Annotated in this window: 13 protein-coding genes; 9 read left to right on the top strand and 4 right to left on the bottom strand. The window is 36.4% G+C overall.

The window, feature by feature from the left end:
* Nucleotides 1-35: 35 nt before the first annotated feature.
* On the bottom strand, nucleotides 36-1,610 hold the full coding sequence (locus AC21OH_RS06120; protein WP_487371588.1) for a CYTH and CHAD domain-containing protein: 1,575 nt from the start codon (nucleotides 1,608-1,610) through the stop codon (nucleotides 36-38).
* A 376-nt stretch (nucleotides 1,611-1,986) separates the two neighbouring features.
* Nucleotides 1,987-3,570 carry an isocitrate lyase gene (locus AC21OH_RS06115; protein ID WP_486535020.1) on the bottom strand — a complete coding sequence of 528 codons (1,584 nt, stop codon included), beginning with the start codon at nucleotides 3,568-3,570 and terminating at the stop codon, nucleotides 1,987-1,989.
* Nucleotides 3,571-4,661: 1,091 nt separating this feature from the next.
* Here AC21OH_RS06115 and AC21OH_RS06110 point away from each other — a divergent pair.
* The 5 genes from AC21OH_RS06110 (at nucleotide 4,662) to AC21OH_RS06090 (ending at nucleotide 10,302) form a co-directional block, all read left to right on the top strand.
* Nucleotides 4,662-5,651: a LysR family transcriptional regulator gene (locus AC21OH_RS06110; protein WP_486535021.1), complete on the top strand. Its 990-nt coding sequence runs from the start codon at nucleotides 4,662-4,664 to the stop codon at nucleotides 5,649-5,651.
* Between the two features lie 322 nt (nucleotides 5,652-5,973).
* Nucleotides 5,974-7,371, top strand: a complete 1,398-nt coding sequence (locus AC21OH_RS06105; RefSeq protein ID WP_487371571.1) for an NAD-dependent succinate-semialdehyde dehydrogenase — start codon at nucleotides 5,974-5,976, stop codon at nucleotides 7,369-7,371.
* Between the two features lie 220 nt (nucleotides 7,372-7,591).
* A complete protein-coding gene (locus tag AC21OH_RS06100; protein WP_487371572.1) occupies nucleotides 7,592-8,371 on the top strand; it encodes an ABC transporter permease in 780 nt (259 codons plus the stop codon).
* A 188-nt stretch (nucleotides 8,372-8,559) separates the two neighbouring features.
* A complete protein-coding gene (locus tag AC21OH_RS06095; protein ID WP_487371576.1) occupies nucleotides 8,560-9,492 on the top strand; it encodes an ABC transporter substrate-binding protein in 933 nt (310 codons plus the stop codon).
* Between the two features lie 78 nt (nucleotides 9,493-9,570).
* Nucleotides 9,571-10,302, top strand: coding sequence for an ABC transporter ATP-binding protein (locus AC21OH_RS06090; protein WP_487371573.1), 732 nt, complete (start codon nucleotides 9,571-9,573; stop codon nucleotides 10,300-10,302).
* Nucleotides 10,303-10,417: 115 nt separating this feature from the next.
* Here AC21OH_RS06090 and purN read toward each other — a convergent pair whose 3' ends face one another.
* Together purN and purM are read right to left on the bottom strand one after the other, a co-directional pair.
* Nucleotides 10,418-11,119, bottom strand: coding sequence for a phosphoribosylglycinamide formyltransferase (gene purN, locus AC21OH_RS06085; protein WP_487371574.1), 702 nt, complete (start codon nucleotides 11,117-11,119; stop codon nucleotides 10,418-10,420).
* A 1-nt stretch (nucleotide 11,120) separates the two neighbouring features.
* Entirely contained in the window at nucleotides 11,121-12,212 is a 1,092-nt protein-coding gene (purM, locus tag AC21OH_RS06080) for a phosphoribosylformylglycinamidine cyclo-ligase (protein WP_487371575.1), read from the bottom strand.
* Between the two features lie 517 nt (nucleotides 12,213-12,729).
* Between purM and AC21OH_RS06075 the strand changes: the two genes are divergently transcribed.
* The 4 genes from AC21OH_RS06075 to AC21OH_RS06060 all read left to right on the top strand — a co-directional run bounded on the left by AC21OH_RS06075 (nucleotide 12,730) and on the right by AC21OH_RS06060 (nucleotide 16,586).
* Nucleotides 12,730-13,830: an AI-2E family transporter gene (locus AC21OH_RS06075; protein WP_487371595.1), complete on the top strand. Its 1,101-nt coding sequence runs from the start codon at nucleotides 12,730-12,732 to the stop codon at nucleotides 13,828-13,830.
* A gap of 152 nt (nucleotides 13,831-13,982) precedes the next feature.
* Complete coding sequence (hda, locus tag AC21OH_RS06070) at nucleotides 13,983-14,795, top strand: DnaA regulatory inactivator Hda (RefSeq protein ID WP_487371594.1); 813 nt, start codon at nucleotides 13,983-13,985, stop codon at nucleotides 14,793-14,795.
* Between the two features lie 57 nt (nucleotides 14,796-14,852).
* Nucleotides 14,853-15,563 (top strand): DUF2057 family protein, encoded by a 711-nt coding sequence (locus tag AC21OH_RS06065; protein WP_487371593.1) that lies wholly within the window; start codon nucleotides 14,853-14,855, stop codon nucleotides 15,561-15,563.
* 381 nt (nucleotides 15,564-15,944) lie between these two features.
* Nucleotides 15,945-16,586, top strand: a complete 642-nt coding sequence (locus tag AC21OH_RS06060; RefSeq protein ID WP_487371592.1) for a peroxiredoxin — start codon at nucleotides 15,945-15,947, stop codon at nucleotides 16,584-16,586.

Raw genomic sequence — 16,586 nt, 5'->3', positions numbered from 1 at the left:
GAAATATATAAATCCTACACAACTATCAAAAACAGCTACCAAAATTTAGGTGCATTTTTTATAGATTTAAGAGATAGTGCGCATTCAGTTGCCGCATGACCCTGCTGTGCACCGAAATAACCTACCGCGAACCAAGCATTTGGATCTTCATGCGTTTTGGCTAGATAAAAATCATGACCAACAATATCATCATTATATTCACCAAGTATGTCTTGCGCAGGCTCTAAATATTTCAAGAATGCTTTTGTTTTCTTCTTTTTATACATAGGGCTTACAAATTCACATACGTAACGTAGGCTCTTTAATCGCTTACGGACATCATGTTGCTCTTCCAAGCTTAATGATGCGAAGTGGCTGGTAGCCTTACTAATCTTTTTATATAGCTTTTGAATAATTTTGGTCGCTTCTTCTTTTGCGCCAGTTTTATTAAAAACTTTATCAAGCTTTGGATTGCTCATAGCAAATGCGATAAGCTCTAGTAAAATAATTTGAAAATCATTTGCTCGGACTGCATCCAGAGGTTTTATTTTTAAAGCTTCTCTTTCTTTGTTCCAATCTACTTTTGGTCCGCCCAAAACTTCAAGTGCAGGCTGGGTTTTGGTTTCTAGTACTTCTAAATCGCGATACTCGCCTAACAATGAAAAAGTCTGCTTTATAACAGGTATCCATTCGGGGTTTATATCTGATGAAAACTCTTCAAAGAATTTAAGAGCAGTTCGTAAACGACGCAAACCTACACGAAGCTGGTGAACATGGTTACCATCAGTACTTCCATCAGCAATTGCGCTAACATTAGGAAGTATTTGTAGCAAACAATTGTGAACGACAGCACGTATAAACTTAGGTTTACTCGTTTTCATATTTATTTTAAGGGACTTAAGGTCAGCTTTAGTTGCATTTGAATAATCTTTACCGCTAATTAAAAGACCTCCGCGTTCAGCTTTAGTCACAGTCGATATGCAAAGATGATATCGTTTACACCAAGTACGAGCAGTTTGTAATAAGAAAGACACATCACCTTGTAACAGCTCAAACTCTATTTCATGAATAGGCTGCGTGATGTTTTCGTTTTCTCCATGTCTAACTTCGCCTTCATCGTAAGCCACTTCGATAATGCTTCCTTCTTTCTTAATCAATCGAGTGGTACGTTTTACATCAGTAACATATTGGCGCATTAGCGGGTTTTGCTTAGCGTTACCATGCTCAGTATCTTTATGTTCAGTATCTTTATGTTCAGTATCTTTATGGACAGAGTTAAGGTCTGAAGGTTTGTAATTTAAAGTTTTACTTAGTTTAGGCTTATCATAAAGCGAAAGGTCAGGATATAAGGCATCTTGCTTAATAGCAGTTTCTACGCTACCTGTATCTAAAATATCATTTTGTTCACCACGAGACGCAATACCATCACCACTCGTTTTTAAAGTTTGTACCCAGTCATCACCTTCTTTACGTATTCTAAGGGCCATATTTGACTTAGCCAGTAAATGTTCAGACGTGTCGTAGTAATGAGCTTCAAGCTGAGAGGTTATTGAGGACTTGATGTTAATTTGACGTAACAATGACTCAACCTTGTAAACGGGTACTAAAAACTTTAGCTCTATTTCAAGCATTATCTATCCTAAATTAAAAAGGTGATTAAAAATTATTTTGAGTAATATTATATGACTATAATAGCTCATATCGTATTGGATAGTGTTGGTAAAGGCAAGGATTTGAATGGCTTTATATATTAAAGTTTTATTAAAGCAGGGAAACGTTAAAAAGTAATTAATAAATTATTTAATAGGTATAAAATTATCAAGCTTAAAACTTTTAATTTTATTTACAACGTATAAAACTTATAAATTAATGCAAGTTGTTAAAGCATTTTATACAGCCCCGAGCCTTATAAAAATAAAACTTTAAAAACGTTTTATATGCATAAAAAATACCCTAACGTAGGTTAGGGTATTTTAAAATAAAAATTAATAAATTTGATAAACTATCTTAGAACTGGTTCATGGTGTTCTTTTCGCCGCCAGCTTTAAGCGCGTTATCACCAGAGAAGATCTCTTTATGATCATCACCTAGGTCAGAACCCGCCATTGCTTGGTGCTTAACGCAAGAGATACCTTCACGGATTTCTTTACGTTGTACGCCTGCAGCATAAGCAAGCATACCTTTTTCACCGAAGTAACCTTGAGCTAACTCATGTACACTTAGTGCAGTGGTATGATAAGTTGGTAGCGTGATTAAGTGATGGAATACACCCGCTTCACGAGATGCGTCTTTCTGGAAGTTCTTCGCAGCTTCATCGGCAGCAGCATCTAACTCAGTACCGTCGTAGTCGCTACTCATTAAGTTGTTCTTATCGTATGCTGATATGTCTTTACCTTCTTCTTCCCACTGAGCGATAACTTGCTTACGGAAGTTAAGTGTCCAGTTGAATGATGGGCTGTTGTTATATACCAGCTTCGCTTTAGGCTGCTCTTCTTTAATACGATCAACCATCATTTTGATGTGTTCAACGTTTGGCGTCGGAGTTTCGATCCAAAGTAGATCAGCACCGTTTTCAAGTGCAGTAACACAGTCTAGAACAACGCGGTCAATGTTAGTACCTTCACGGAACTGATATAAACCGTTAGGCATACGTACTGGACGAACTAATTTACCGTCACGTTTGATAAGTACGTCATTTTCATTAACGTCAGCGATATCAACTTCTTCAGCTTCGATGAAGTCAATGTACTTAGATGCTAAATCACCAGGCTTTTCAGATACTGGAATTTTTTGAGTTAAAGATGCGCCTTCAGAGTCAGTACGGGCAACGATAACACCTTGGTCAACACCTAGCTCTAAGAAAGCATAGCGAATAGCGTTTAATTTTGCGATGAAATCTTCATGTGGTACGGTTACTTTACCAGCTTGGTGACCACACTGCTTAGCATCAGATACTTGGTTTTCTACTTGGATAGCACAAGCGCCTGCTTCGATCATTGCTTTAGTAAGTAAGTAAGTCGCTTCTTCGTTACCAAAACCTGCATCGATATCAGCAATAATTGGCACAACGTGTGAATCAAAGTTATCAATTTTAGCGATGATTTTAGACGTGTCTTGACCGGCTTCTTTAGCAGCGTCTAACTCACGGAAGTAATCATTTAACACTTTAGCATCAGCTTGACGTAAGAAAGTGTAGATCTCTTCGATAAGGTTAGGTACTGTCGTTTTTTCATGCATTGATTGATCAGGTAATGGACCAAGCTCAGAACGTAGAGCAGCTACCATCCATCCTGAAAGATAGATGTATGTTTTAGACGTGGTACCGAAGTACTTTTTCTTGGCATACATTGTTTGTTGTGCAATAAAACCGTGCCATGCCCCTAAAGACTGAGTGTACTTAGAGGTGTCTTCGTCATACTCTGCCATGTCTTGACGCATGATACCAGCTGTGTATTTAGCGATATCAAGACCCGTTTTGAAACGGTTTTGCATTTTCATGCGAGCGGCATCTTCGGCACTGATATTATCCATGTTGCCGACTTTTTCTTTTACAGCGCGGATATGTTCAATAGCTGATTGGTAATTTGACATTAATTGTCTCCAGGTTTGAGGATGATTTATTTAAAAAATTTTCTCATGTTTATATATGATAAATTTCTTAATTTTACTGCATAGACAAGGTAGTACATAACTTTCCTTGGTATTTTAATAATTTTTTAAACGAATAATTATCTAAAAACGAATACTTATTCAATTTGAACTCAATCATTAACTTTCCAATTAAACTAATATGATCTAAACCATTTTAATTTTTATATAGGTGTTATGACATATAAACTGTGAATTCAAAATAAAAAAACAAAGTAAAACATTACATTAAACTTAATTTGTTTTAAAACTTAACCGTATTTATTTTTCTGTAAAGCACTATAACGAGAATCGTAGAATTTATCTAGTTTATGAGGGTTATCTTGGGTATTTATTTAATTTATAGTATAATTATTACAATGCTTTGACGCATGGAATTTGGCCTTTTTAAGTATACAGACGCACATTATTTAATTAAGATAAGTTGATTTATATCGCCACAATATAGTCTATTAAAGAATTTTTTATTGAACTATATATCTTAAGCTAGGGTCTGTTGAACATTCAAATATTAGGACTGCTGATAGCTAAAATTGTTCCAAACTAGGCATAAACCGACGATAATGTCTAGACCTTAGCTAGGTTTATAACAACGTTTGGGGCAATTTTAGCATCAGCCCTACGGGGCGGGTCTATTTTTTGTCAATATATTGTGAAATTTTCTAACTTAGAATAACTAAGTGTCTAAAATTTCCCTGCATATTGCCTAAAAAATAACCGCCGCCAGTTCCATATTTGAATGTTCAACAGACCCTAAGGTTTTAAATTATTTTTCCTATGTATATTAATGGCATAAAAAACTCTTATTAAATAACCCTATTCGGAGCTAATTCGCTGTCACGTAAATCTACTTTAAATACGAGCTTGCTTTAAATGCTAGTCCAATTTAAATACCATAAATTTTAAATACCAAATTAATACAAATTATAGCTAAATATATTTATCATTTTATATCTAATACTTCACTTTTAATACTTCACTTTTAATACTTCACTTTTAATACTTCACTTTTAATATAGGGTATCGAGAAACTTATGAACTTACAACGCGTTGATTTAAATTTGTTAGTCAACTTAGATGTCCTTTTACGTGAAAAAAATGTCACCCGCGCAGCAGAACAATTAGGCATTACCCAGCCTGCAATGAGTAACATATTAAGGCGCTTACGTAAGTTATTCAATGACCCTTTATTAGTACGTTCTTCAGAAGGTATGACACCAACTGAAAGAGCTTTAGAGCTACAGCCCCGTGTACGTGAAATACTAGCAGAGCTAACTCAACTTTTAGAGCCACGAACTGAGTTTAGACCCTATAGTACCTCTCGTGTATTTAGAATTATGACCTCGGATTATGCCGAAGCCACACTGGTTCCAAGATTAGTTAAAGCATTACGTTCAGAAGCGCCTAATGTCATTTTAGATTTTTTGACGCCATCTGATGTTTCTTATAGAGATATGGAGCAGGGTAGAGTTGATTTAGCTATTAACAGATTTAATGAGATTCCGCAAAGCTTTCACCAAGTTTTAGTATGGCGAGACACGTTTAGTTGCCTTTTAGCAGCAGAAAGCCCCTACGCCAACCGCTTTAATCTAAAAAATTATTTAAAAGCTCAGCATGTCTGGGTATCAAAAACAGGTATGGGGGTAGGGTTTGGCGTAAATCCTGATAAGTCAGGAGGTTTGGGTTCTATCGATCAAGCCTTGCAACGCTTAGGTCAAAAACGTCAAATTAGTGTCTTTACTCGTCATTATCAAATGCCTGCTATGCTTGCCGCTAATAAAGATTTGATAGCAACATTACCGACACGAGTTGCAAAAATGCAAGCAACAAATGACAGTATCGTATTAAAAGAGCCGCCATTTTTTATTCCAGAATTTGAATTAACTATGGCGTGGTCTCCCTTATTACAACATCACCCAGCCCATAGATGGCTACGTCAACTAATTATGCACGTTGCGCGTCAAGTTGTTGCTGATGAAGAAGCTGATAAAAATGAAACCCAAGTAATTAGTCATTTATTCTAATAAAAACAATTACTTAGTTAATAAATAAGTTAAACACTTATTGCACAGTTAATTACATCCTAACAAAGGTTTTTAAGTCTTTGCCTGTTATTCTAATAGTCACATAATTATTAGAACCTAGAGAACCGTACATTTTTACGTATCTGTATAGCTAACTACAGACCTAATAGCAATGCTGTTTTATGTACTTTTTAGTGAATCTGCTTCTTTAGGTATCTAGGTTTTTAAATAGTAAAAATAGCTAAATAGCTAATTTTAAATTTAAAAAAACGGTTAATAAGACACCCAAAAGAAAATAGATAATAATATATAAGGATGAATTATGTCAGATATTACAACAATAAACCCTACTAATGGTGAAGAAATTAAATCGTACTCATATATGAGCGCCGATGAAGTTGATCGTATCATCAATAAATCTCACGAAGCATTCCTTGAGTGGAGAGAGAAATCAGCAGATGAACGCGCTAAGGTCATCAACTCTATTGGTGATAAACTTATGAAGTATAAAGAAGAGCTAGCTAAATTAATGACCGAAGAGCGTGGTAAGACTTACGAGCATAGCTTGCAAGAAATCGACCTTTGTAAAAGTATTTGTGATTTCACTGCTAACAAAGGGGTAGAAGCTTTAGCATATGAAGAACGTGATCTTGAAGGACTAAAAAAAGGTATCGTAACTTATCAGCCTATTGGTATTATTTATGGCATTCAGCCTTGGAACTATCCGGCTTATCAAGTTATTCGTTATACGATTGCTAACCTTATGGCGGGTAACAGTATCTTATTAAAGCATGCTTCAAACGTAACGGGTTCAGGGTTATTTATTGAAAAAATCCTGCATGAATCTGATCTACCTAATGATTTATTCCGTACTCTAGTAATAAGCCATGATCAATCTGAACAAGTGATCGAAAATGATAAAATACGTGGTGTCACTCTAACGGGTAGCGATAAGGCTGGTGCAGTGGTAGCACAGCAAGCTGCTAAAGTTCTTAAGAAAACCGTTATGGAATTAGGCTCTAACGATGCTTTCATCGTACTTGATGATGCTGATCTTGAATTAGCTGCAACAACTTGTGCTCATGCTAGACTATATAATAATGGTGAAACCTGTGTTGCGGCTAAGCGTTTCATCGTTGTAGATTCTGTTTATGATGAGTTCCGTGAGCTTCTTATTGAGAAGTTTAAAGGTTATACCGTTGGCGACCCAATGAAAAAAACTACTGATGTGGGTCCTATGTCTAGTACCAAGCAGCGCGAGACTTTACAGGAACAAATTCAAGAAAGTATTGATAAAGGCGCTACAATTGCCTATCAAAGTGAGTTAGATGAGAGTTTATCTAAAGATGGTGCTTTTCAATCTATTGTTCTTTTAGAAAATATTTCTGAAGATCAGCCTGCTTATAAAGATGAATTATTTGGCCCAGCAGCAGCATTGATACGTGCTAAAGATGAAGACGATGCTTTCCGTATTGCTAACGATAGCCGTTATGGATTAGGCGGTGGTGTCTTCTCTAAAGATGAAGATAAAGCTATCCGCTTAGCGAGTAAATACTTTGACACTGGTATGGTTTATATCAATGGCTACAGCTTGGTTCATCCGGGTCTTCCATTTGGCGGTGTTAAAAATTCAGGTTATGGCCGTGAACATGGCGGCTTTGGTATTAAAGAATTTGTAAATATCAAAGCATTGCACGTGGTAGGTCAAGCACCTGCATAAAAGCTTAAGTTTATATTAACCTCAAAGCTTGTAAGCGTATAAATTTAATCAAAGTCCTTGGCTTTAAAGCTAAGGACTTTTTTATTGGCTACTTTTTGAGGACTGTCTAGCAAAATATGGCTATAATCAAGAATATCAAAAAAAACAGTCTTATTTTGTTAGAATCTTATCATTGAAGCGTTGGCATTAGCCCCCGTTAAGCATCATTGAGTCCTAAATAATGATAATTTCACTTAAAAAACCACCAACAAATAGAAAAATCATCAGTCTTATTAAGAGTCATGTTCTGGTAATACTAATTCTTGCCCTATGGCAACTTTTTGTGTGGATGGAGGTGATTCCTGATTATTTATTACCTTCACCAGTTCAAATAGTAGAAGCTTTTATAGAAGATTTTGGTTTATTAATGCAGCATGCTAAATACACTTTAGTCACTGCATTTATTGGTACAGCGATAGGTCTATTGATTAGTTTTGTGCTGTCCATTTTGATGGATTTATCAAAAACTGTAAAAGAGCTTATATATCCTGTTATATTACTAAACCAAACCATTCCAACTATTGCTATTGCGCCTTTACTTATTATTTGGCTGGGGTATGGGATCACGCCAAAAGTTGTTTTGGTTGTATTGGCTGTATTCTTTCCTATTACTATTGCTCTAGTGGATGGGTATCAATCGGTCAGTAAAGAGCATTTGAATTTATTTAAATCAATGAGAGCATCTAAATATCAGCTATATCGTCATTTAAAAATACCTTCAGCAATGGGGTCATTCTTTACAGGACTTAAAGTGGCGCTTTCATATGCGCTGATATCTGCAGTCATTGCTGAATGGCTTGGCGGTTATTATGGTTTGGGTGTTTATATGACCAGAGTTCGTAAATCATATGATCTAGATAGCATGTTTGCGGTTATCTTCTTGATTAGCTTTCTTACTATCTTATTGATTGGTCTAGTGAAGTGGATAGAAAAAAGAGTGCTTAAACATAATTATTTATAAATAATATAGGGCGTGTGGAACATTCAAATGTTGAACTATCAGTAGTCCTAATAATTGAATACTTCAACACGCCCTAACAAGGATTAATTATTTTGATTTTAAATATGCGTAGTTTCGATAGCTTTAAAAATAATAAAATAGTACTGTCAGCTTGGATAGCCGTTATAGGCTTGATTGCAATAACCCTAATGGCATGCCAGCCAAATAATGAATCAAGTAGTAGTGCGGAAGTAGCGGGTGATAAGCTCACGGAAGTTATTATATCGCTAGATTGGGTACCTAATACCAATCACACAGGCTTGTATGTTGCACAAGAAAAAGGCTATTTTGAAAATGAAGGACTAGACGTAAAGATTGTTCAGCCAAGTGAAGACAGTGCGTCTACTTTGGTAGCTAATAATAGAGCCGACTTTGGTATCTATTTTCAGCCTAATATGACCAGTAGGTTGGCCAAAGGCATGCCAATAACAGCGGTTGCTGCAATATTACAACATAACCCAGCAGGACTTTTAAGTTTAAAATCTTTGGGTGCAAAGTCGCCAAAAGATCTCAATGGTAAACGTTATTCTACTTGGGAAGATCCTATCGATGACGCTACTGTGGCACATATTGTGGGTGATGATATGGTTAAAATACCAGGGGAGGCGACCGATGCAACGGTCGCTTTACGCATGAATCAGTTTGATTATATCTTAGCTTACTATGGCTGGGATGGAATACATGCACAGCTGCAAGATGTCGATACCAATTTTTTCTTTCTAAAAGACTATGAGCCCATATTCGATTACTATGCACCTGTAATTATAACTAATAATAAGCTATTAGAAACCAAGCCAGAAATGGTTAAGAAAGCCTTGGTTGCTATGAAAAAAGGCTATATTTATGCAGCTAATAATCCAGAAGAGAGTGCTGATATTTTAATTAAACATGCCCCAGAGACTAATAAAGAGCTTGCGCTAGCCAGTCAAAAATATATTTCAACTCAATATTTAGATGAAAATGATGAGTGGGGTAAATTTGATTATGATCGTTGGGATAGATTCTATGAGTGGGTCTACGAAAATGGATTACTTGAGCAGCCTTTACCACCTCAAGCAGGGGTGACTAATGATTATTTATAGGCGCTCAAACCCAACTTATTTTATAAGTAATGGATTTCATCATGGTCATTATGGGCCACGTTGTGGGTAAAAATGTTAATGGATAAGCTTTTGGTACTAAAAGACATCACCCATGCTTTTGATCAAATACCGATATTTGAAAATTTAAATATGTCAGTTGCTGAGAATGATGTGGTAAGTATCGTTGGTGCAAGTGGCGTCGGTAAAACGACTTTATTTAATATTGCCGCGGGTCTACTTATTCCAACTTCCGGCAAAGTGTTTATTAACGGAGCTGAAACGACTGGGCAGGCGGGTACGGTGGGCTATATGCTGCAAAGAGATTTGCTGCTGCCATTCAAAACCGTGTTTGATAACATAGCTTTACCGTTAACCGTTAAGGGCTACAGTAAGTCTAAGATTGCTGAGATAGTCAATCCACAATTGGCTCATTTTGGGTTAGAAGGATTACAACACAACTTCCCACAAATGCTATCCGGGGGGCAACGACAGCGAGCAGCGTTACTTAGAACTTATTTGAGTGACAATCCTATTATGCTACTTGATGAACCTTTTTCAGCATTGGATTTTGTAACTAAGGATGAGATGTATCAGTGGTTTAGTAAACTGCAAAAAAATTTGGGCTTAACCTGTTTAATTATCACCCATGATATTGATGAAGCTATTTATTTATCAGATCATCTTTATGTGTTAAAAGGTAGCCCCGCTCATTTTACAGAGCAGTTTGAAATTCCAAAACAAGAAGGATTTTTGGACAGCCAAGCGTATCTACAACTTAAAAAACAAATACTTAACGCAATTCAGGATTAATTTGGCTTCGATCTAAACCTTGATCTAATACAAAATTAATCCAAAAAGCCTTTAACTTGAAAAGCCCAATTTTAGCTTGGGCTTTACTTAAATAAAAAGTTTAATTAAAGCGTGTTTAGTCCAACCAAAGTTGATAAGGAAGGGTAGGCAGATGTTTGTTTAAGTCTTTAGAAGGTAATAATCTTAAGTCTAATACTCCTTTAGCAATCAATAGAATGGTCCAAGGCAGTATTTTATGCTCTAACTTTTGTACTCTATTTTGTAGTTCATCAGCACTCTCAGATTTGTCGATAGCTAACAGAGCTTGCGTCAGTACTCGTCCCGCATCAAGTTCTGCCGTAACCACATGCACACTACATCCATGATGGCTGTCACTGGATTCTAAGACGCGTTGATGAGTATCTAATCCTTTATATTTAGGTAATAAGGATGGGTGTAGATTGATCATTGGAGCAGGGGCACCATCAATAAAGCCACCACTCAATACACGCATAAACCCAGCAAGCACGATCAAGTCCGGTTGCCATTCGTTCAGTTGACTGCTGGCATGATGCTCAAAAGTTTTGATACCCATGCGCTTACCGGCATTCTCACCTTCAGTAATATGCGAAAGTACAGTGACGGGTATCCCAGCATGCTCAGCACGGGTAATCGCATAGGCATCTTTGTTATTACTGATAACACCCACAATTTGAATCGGTAAACTGCCCGAATTCATAGCATCAATGAGTACTTGAAGATTGCTGCCACTGCCAGAGACAAATACTGCAATCTTAAGTGGGGTATTTGAAGTGAAAGTTGATTGATTATTAGCCATATTATGCGTAAACCACCGCGTTTGTGTCACGAGCAATGATTTCACCAAACTTAAAGGCATTCTCGCCAACGTCATTTAATACGCTAATCGCTTGATCGGCGACATCAGCTGGCACTGCAATCACAAACCCGACGCCACAGTTAAAGGTACGGTACATCTCTGATTGCTCGATATTGCCATGCTTTTTAAGCCACTTAAATAGCTCAGGCATCTCCCAGCTTGAGGTATCAATCTTAGCAGCTAAATGTTCTGGTAATACACGAGGTAAGTTTTCAGTGAAACCGCCCCCTGTTATGTGAGACATCGCGTGCAATTTGCCGTTACCCAGCTTATTTTGTAGGGTTTGAATAGATTTAACATAAATCTTAGTAGGTGCCATTAAAGCATCTGCAATAGGCTGACCATCAAGGGTCTCGTCAGAGTTCGTAATATCTATGCCGCTTACTTCAATGACTTTACGGATTAACGAATATCCGTTTGAATGCGCACCGCTAGAAGGGATAGCTATCAATACGTCACCTTGAGCGACATTGTCACCAGTAATGACTTCGCTTTCTTCTACCACGCCCACACAAAAACCAGCTAAGTCATAGTCTTCTTTTTGATACATGCCTGGCATTTCAGCGGTTTCGCCACCAATTAATGCACAGTTTGACTGCTTACAGCCTTCGCCAATCCCAGTTACCACATCTGCCGCGGTATCGACATCTAACTTGCCAGTCGCGTAGTAATCTAAAAAGAACAATGGCTCTGCACCACAAACCAATAAATCATTAACACACATTGCCACTAAATCAATACCTATGGTGTCGTGACGATTGAGTTGTAATGCTAATTTAAGCTTTGTTCCGACACCATCAGTACCAGATACCAGTAGCGGAGACTTATAGCCTGTTGGAATTCGGCATAATGCTCCAAAACCACCTAGTCCACCGACGACTTCTGGCCGCGTGGTTGATTTGGCAACAGATTTAATGCGCTGTACAAGGGCGTCACCTGCATCAATATCGACACCAGCATCTTTATAGCTTAATGACGTAGAATTATCACGGGTTGATGGGGTAGCGGATTCATTTGAATTCGGATGGCTCATGGTTTGGATAGACCTTAATAAGCGAATGTAAATTTATTGGGTTAATATATGAATGGTGTCATTATATTGAGATGATATTAAACTCTTGAATAACTTATTAATTTATTTAATATATTTTAAGTTACGAAATATTTTATAAAATAATAGATATCTGATGCATTATACGCAAAAACCTATTCCACTCAAAATATAAATAGGTCATATTGAATAATACAACAAAAAATGACTAAATTATTCTTATTGATAAACTGATTTACTCGTATGATGTAACTATTTATATGATGTAACTATTTAATTAATATATATTATTTAAAATTTTATTAAATATTTGAGTAAAGTTATTTCGATTTCATAATTATTTTATAATTAAGCATTAATATAGCGCTTAAAAAACTGTTTTTAAGTCAAATATTTAAATTAGTTTAAATGCTTTTTAAGCTTGATTGGCTTTAGAGTTTACTTACCTATCAGGTTTAATTAATTTATGTTAGTTCATTGAATCTAAAGAGACGTATATATGCAGACTGCTTACATAGACCCTTTTTTTAAACGAATCGCTACCATTATCGCCATAGCAGTTATTTTATATATATTGTATCTATTAATACCGGTTTTAATTCCTTTTGCGAGTGCCTTCATCCTTGCATATTTAATCAACCCAATTGTTGCTCGAATGGCACGTTATGTGCCACGCTGGCTCGCCATAATCGTGGTATATACTGCGATCATTATTGGTCTAGGTATATTGCTTTGGTGGTTGTTTCCTACCATATGGCAACAGATTCAAGCAGGCCTTGAATATTTGCCACAGTTAGTAGAATGGTATAACGAAGATGTTCGGGTTTGGGTTAATGAGAATAGCCAGTTCGATTTAATGCCACTAGAATCCCATATCGTTTCAAATACGTTCATCGAATACTTAAATGAAAATTATAACGTTGAAGATGCTCAATCCTTTGTGCAGCAAATATTAAGCTCTGGAATGAGGTTTATTAATAATGCTGGGTTGGTGGTGTTAGTGCCTATTTTGACATTCTACTTTTTATTTAATTGGAATGAGCGATTAGAAACATGGAAAAAAGCATTGCCATATTCTAGCCGAGATAAAATAATTGAAATTGCAAGAGATTCAGATGACGCTCTTTTAGCCTTTGTTAAAGGCCAGCTTTTGGTCATGATTCTGTTAGGTGCGGTATACGCGATTCAATTAGAATTAATTGGATTGGAGCTTGGGTTAATTATTGGTATGATTGCAGGCATAGCTAGCTTTGTACCTTATTTAGGTTTCGGAATAGGCTTTATTGCCGCTATTATTGCAGGCTTATTCCAGTTTGGTATGGATTGGTTTTATATAAGTTTAATTATAGGTGCTTTTTTAGTCGGTCAAGCGGTGGAAGGTTATGTCCTTCAGCCTTTATTACTTGGCGACAAGATAGGGTTGTCACCATTATTGGTTATATTTGCGGTCTTAGCGGGTGCAAGTTTAATGGGATTTGTAGGAATGCTCATTGCGCTACCTGTTTCCGCTGTGCTCAATGTTCTATTTCAGCATGCATATAATGCCTACTTAGGGAGTGATTGGCATAAAGGAAATAAGCAATATAAATTATTTAAGTAGTTTAATTTTTTCACAAAAGCTAAAAGCGTTGTCTTACTGAGGACAAAACGTTTATAAAACCCATCAACATATGAATAAGTTTAAATTTGTGTTATAAATAAGCGCTATATAAATAAGTATATAGAGACATATCGAGCCGAGATACTAGCCTGATGAATAATCAACTAAGTTTAAATTTAGAAATCAAAAAAGATGCTAGCCTAAGTGATTTTTCGGGTCCAGGCTGGTCGACTTTAATCGATGCTGTACGTCAAATTCACGTTGGTCTGATTGGTCAGATGTATATTTACGGGAGTACATCAACAGGAAAAACACACTTACTATCTGCGATAAGCGAGTCTTATATGGAGATGGGTAAAACTGCAATTTGCTTATCCCTTAAAGAATTGGTTCATACAGATGTAGGTGTTCTAGCCTCATTAGAAAGCTTTGATTTGGTTGCGATTGATGACTTGGAAGCAATCAAAAAAAGTCGAGCGTGGCAAGAAGCTATCTTTCATTTGATTAACCGTAGCCGTGAGGGTCAAGGTCAATTAGTCTTTGCTGCTAAAACCCCTGCCAGTGAACTCCCTTTTGATTTGCCTGATTTGTTAACAAGGCTCATTCAATCGCCTGCATTTAGAGTCCCTGAGGGTCATGATATAGCCGATAGAAAAGCAATGCTTGAATCCGTTATGCGTAGACGAGGCTGGCAATTTGATTCAAAAATTATCGATCATCTTCTTAATGAAGGGCCACATCGTATCGGCGGCATGCTCGATATTCTAAAGGTCATTCAACCCTTGTTTTCTAATTTAAATCGAGCTCATGTCTCAAAAGCGGTTATAAATGAAGCTATTTTAATGATTGATGAGCATACATTATTAGCTGAGCTTGAAGATATACATCAAGAAGCGCAAGAAGATTTTATATCTAAATCTGAGGTAAATGGTCCTTACCGAGATAATATGAGTTTTAATTTTTAAAACTAAAGACATGCTCTAATCATAAAAGCGATTTTATTTAAATGACAAGGTTTCAATATGAATGAAATAAAAATAACATCATCGTTTAAACAGTTGGCTGTCGTAGCAAGTTTGGGGTTAGTCAGTTTGTCCTCAGCTTACGCCGAAGTAAAGCTTTTGGTGGATGAAAATATCAAAGTGACCGCTATTAATGGAAAAGAGGTAAATAAAAGCCTATTTAAACCTTTAGTACGTGAGTTTACCCTTGAACCAGGTACGCATGCCATCACTGCTAAATACGACAGATTGTATGATTTACGGGGTGATGATCATGACTATTTAAGATCTTCAAATATTACCGTCGCTGCCAATCTTAATGACAATCAAACGTATACCTTGGCTATGTTGAATCAGCCAGAACGTTATGATGATGCGCGCAACTACGCTAAGAACCCAACCTTAGCCATTACTCAAGGTACAAATATAATTGTTCAAGATACTGCAGCTGCTAAAGAGGGTGGTATATTTTCAAGTTTGTCTAGCGTCTTAGGTATAGGAGATAGTCCGGCTCAAATAGATAATAAAAAAACTATTTCTGCTATTGAACAAACCCCTACAACGACAGTTCAGACTCAGCGCGTCCCAGCATCAAGTATGCCTGCTCCTATTAGTAGTTCGGATAGCAATCGATTAGATAGTACGAGTACAGCATTAGATCAATTTATGCAATTATGGTTACAAGCCACCCCAGCGGAAAGAGAAAAAATACGTCAATGGGTGCAGAAATAACTGTCAATTTATAAATAGTTATCAATTTATAAATAGTTATCAATTTATAAATAGTTATCAATTTATAAATAGCTATCAATAGATAAAAATATTGAATACTAAAAGTGTTTTCAGACATCGATCTTTTTCATAAAATGATTTAATACTATATTATTTAAAGTATCTTAGGTTATTTAAAACATAAAAAGTCATCAAAGTATTCGAATTATTTATGATTTTAATTGAATAACATAGTAAGCATAAAAGTTTATAAATTATTTAAGTTTTTTAATAATTTACAATAAACTATTCTGCAAGTTCGATTCAGCAACACCGATTCAGCAACACCGATTAATCATTAACTTAAAACCAAGAACTACTAACTAAACAAAGGAATTAAATATGGCTCATTTACGTTTAGGTGATTCTGCTCCAAATTTCGATGCTCCGACTACGGAAGGTGATATTAACTTCTACGATTGGGCGGGCGACAACTGGGTCGTACTTTTTTCGCATCCAGCTGATTTTACCCCAGTTTGTACTACAGAATTAGGTCGTGCTGCCGCATTAAATGGTGAGTTTCAAAAACGCGGTGTTAAACCAATCTGTATTTCTGTAGATAATGTAGAAGATCATAAAGCATGGGCTTGTGATATTGGCGAAACTCAAGGTACAGATTTGAATTTCCCCATTATCGGTGATGAAAACAAAAAGGTAGCTGAACTTTACGATATGATTCATCCTAACGCGGCTACCACTCATACTGTGCGTAGTGTTTATATCATTGATCCTGATAAAAAAGTACGTTTAGTTCTAACTTACCCTGCCAGTGTTGGTCGTAACTTTGATGAAATCTTGCGTGCAATTGATGCCCTGCAATTGACAGATGAATACAACGTTGCTACTCCTGTAGATTGGAAAGATGGCGAAGATGTCATCATCCCACCTAGCATTAAAACCGAAGATATTTCTGAAAAAGACTATCCAAAAGGCTTTACTGAAATTAAACCTTATTTACGCACCACACCGCATCCAAATAAATAA

The sequence above is a fragment of the Psychrobacter sp. CX10 genome (assembly GCF_057621575.2).
Note: the sequence above shows the minus strand (reverse complement) of the source record. Positions and strands in the feature narration are given on the sequence as shown.

Bases quoted from the DNA above. Each gene is read 5' to 3' on its own strand.
- purN (WP_487371574.1), bottom strand. From the start codon at position 11,119: ATGGCTAATAATCAATCAACTTTCACTTCAAATACCCCACTTAAGATT.
- hda (WP_487371594.1), top strand. From the start codon at position 13,983: ATGAATAATCAACTAAGTTTAAATTTAGAAATCAAAAAAGATGCTAGC.
- AC21OH_RS06120 (WP_487371588.1), bottom strand. From the start codon at position 1,610: ATGCTTGAAATAGAGCTAAAGTTTTTAGTACCCGTTTACAAGGTTGAG.
- AC21OH_RS06060 (WP_487371592.1), top strand. From the start codon at position 15,945: ATGGCTCATTTACGTTTAGGTGATTCTGCTCCAAATTTCGATGCTCCG.
- AC21OH_RS06110 (WP_486535021.1), top strand. From the start codon at position 4,662: ATGAACTTACAACGCGTTGATTTAAATTTGTTAGTCAACTTAGATGTC.
- AC21OH_RS06100 (WP_487371572.1), top strand. From the start codon at position 7,592: ATGATAATTTCACTTAAAAAACCACCAACAAATAGAAAAATCATCAGT.
- AC21OH_RS06065 (WP_487371593.1), top strand. From the start codon at position 14,853: ATGAATGAAATAAAAATAACATCATCGTTTAAACAGTTGGCTGTCGTA.
- AC21OH_RS06075 (WP_487371595.1), top strand. From the start codon at position 12,730: ATGCAGACTGCTTACATAGACCCTTTTTTTAAACGAATCGCTACCATT.
- AC21OH_RS06095 (WP_487371576.1), top strand. From the start codon at position 8,560: ATGGCATGCCAGCCAAATAATGAATCAAGTAGTAGTGCGGAAGTAGCG.
- AC21OH_RS06105 (WP_487371571.1), top strand. From the start codon at position 5,974: ATGTCAGATATTACAACAATAAACCCTACTAATGGTGAAGAAATTAAA.
- AC21OH_RS06115 (WP_486535020.1), bottom strand. From the start codon at position 3,570: ATGTCAAATTACCAATCAGCTATTGAACATATCCGCGCTGTAAAAGAA.
- AC21OH_RS06090 (WP_487371573.1), top strand. From the start codon at position 9,571: ATGGATAAGCTTTTGGTACTAAAAGACATCACCCATGCTTTTGATCAA.
- purM (WP_487371575.1), bottom strand. From the start codon at position 12,212: ATGAGCCATCCGAATTCAAATGAATCCGCTACCCCATCAACCCGTGAT.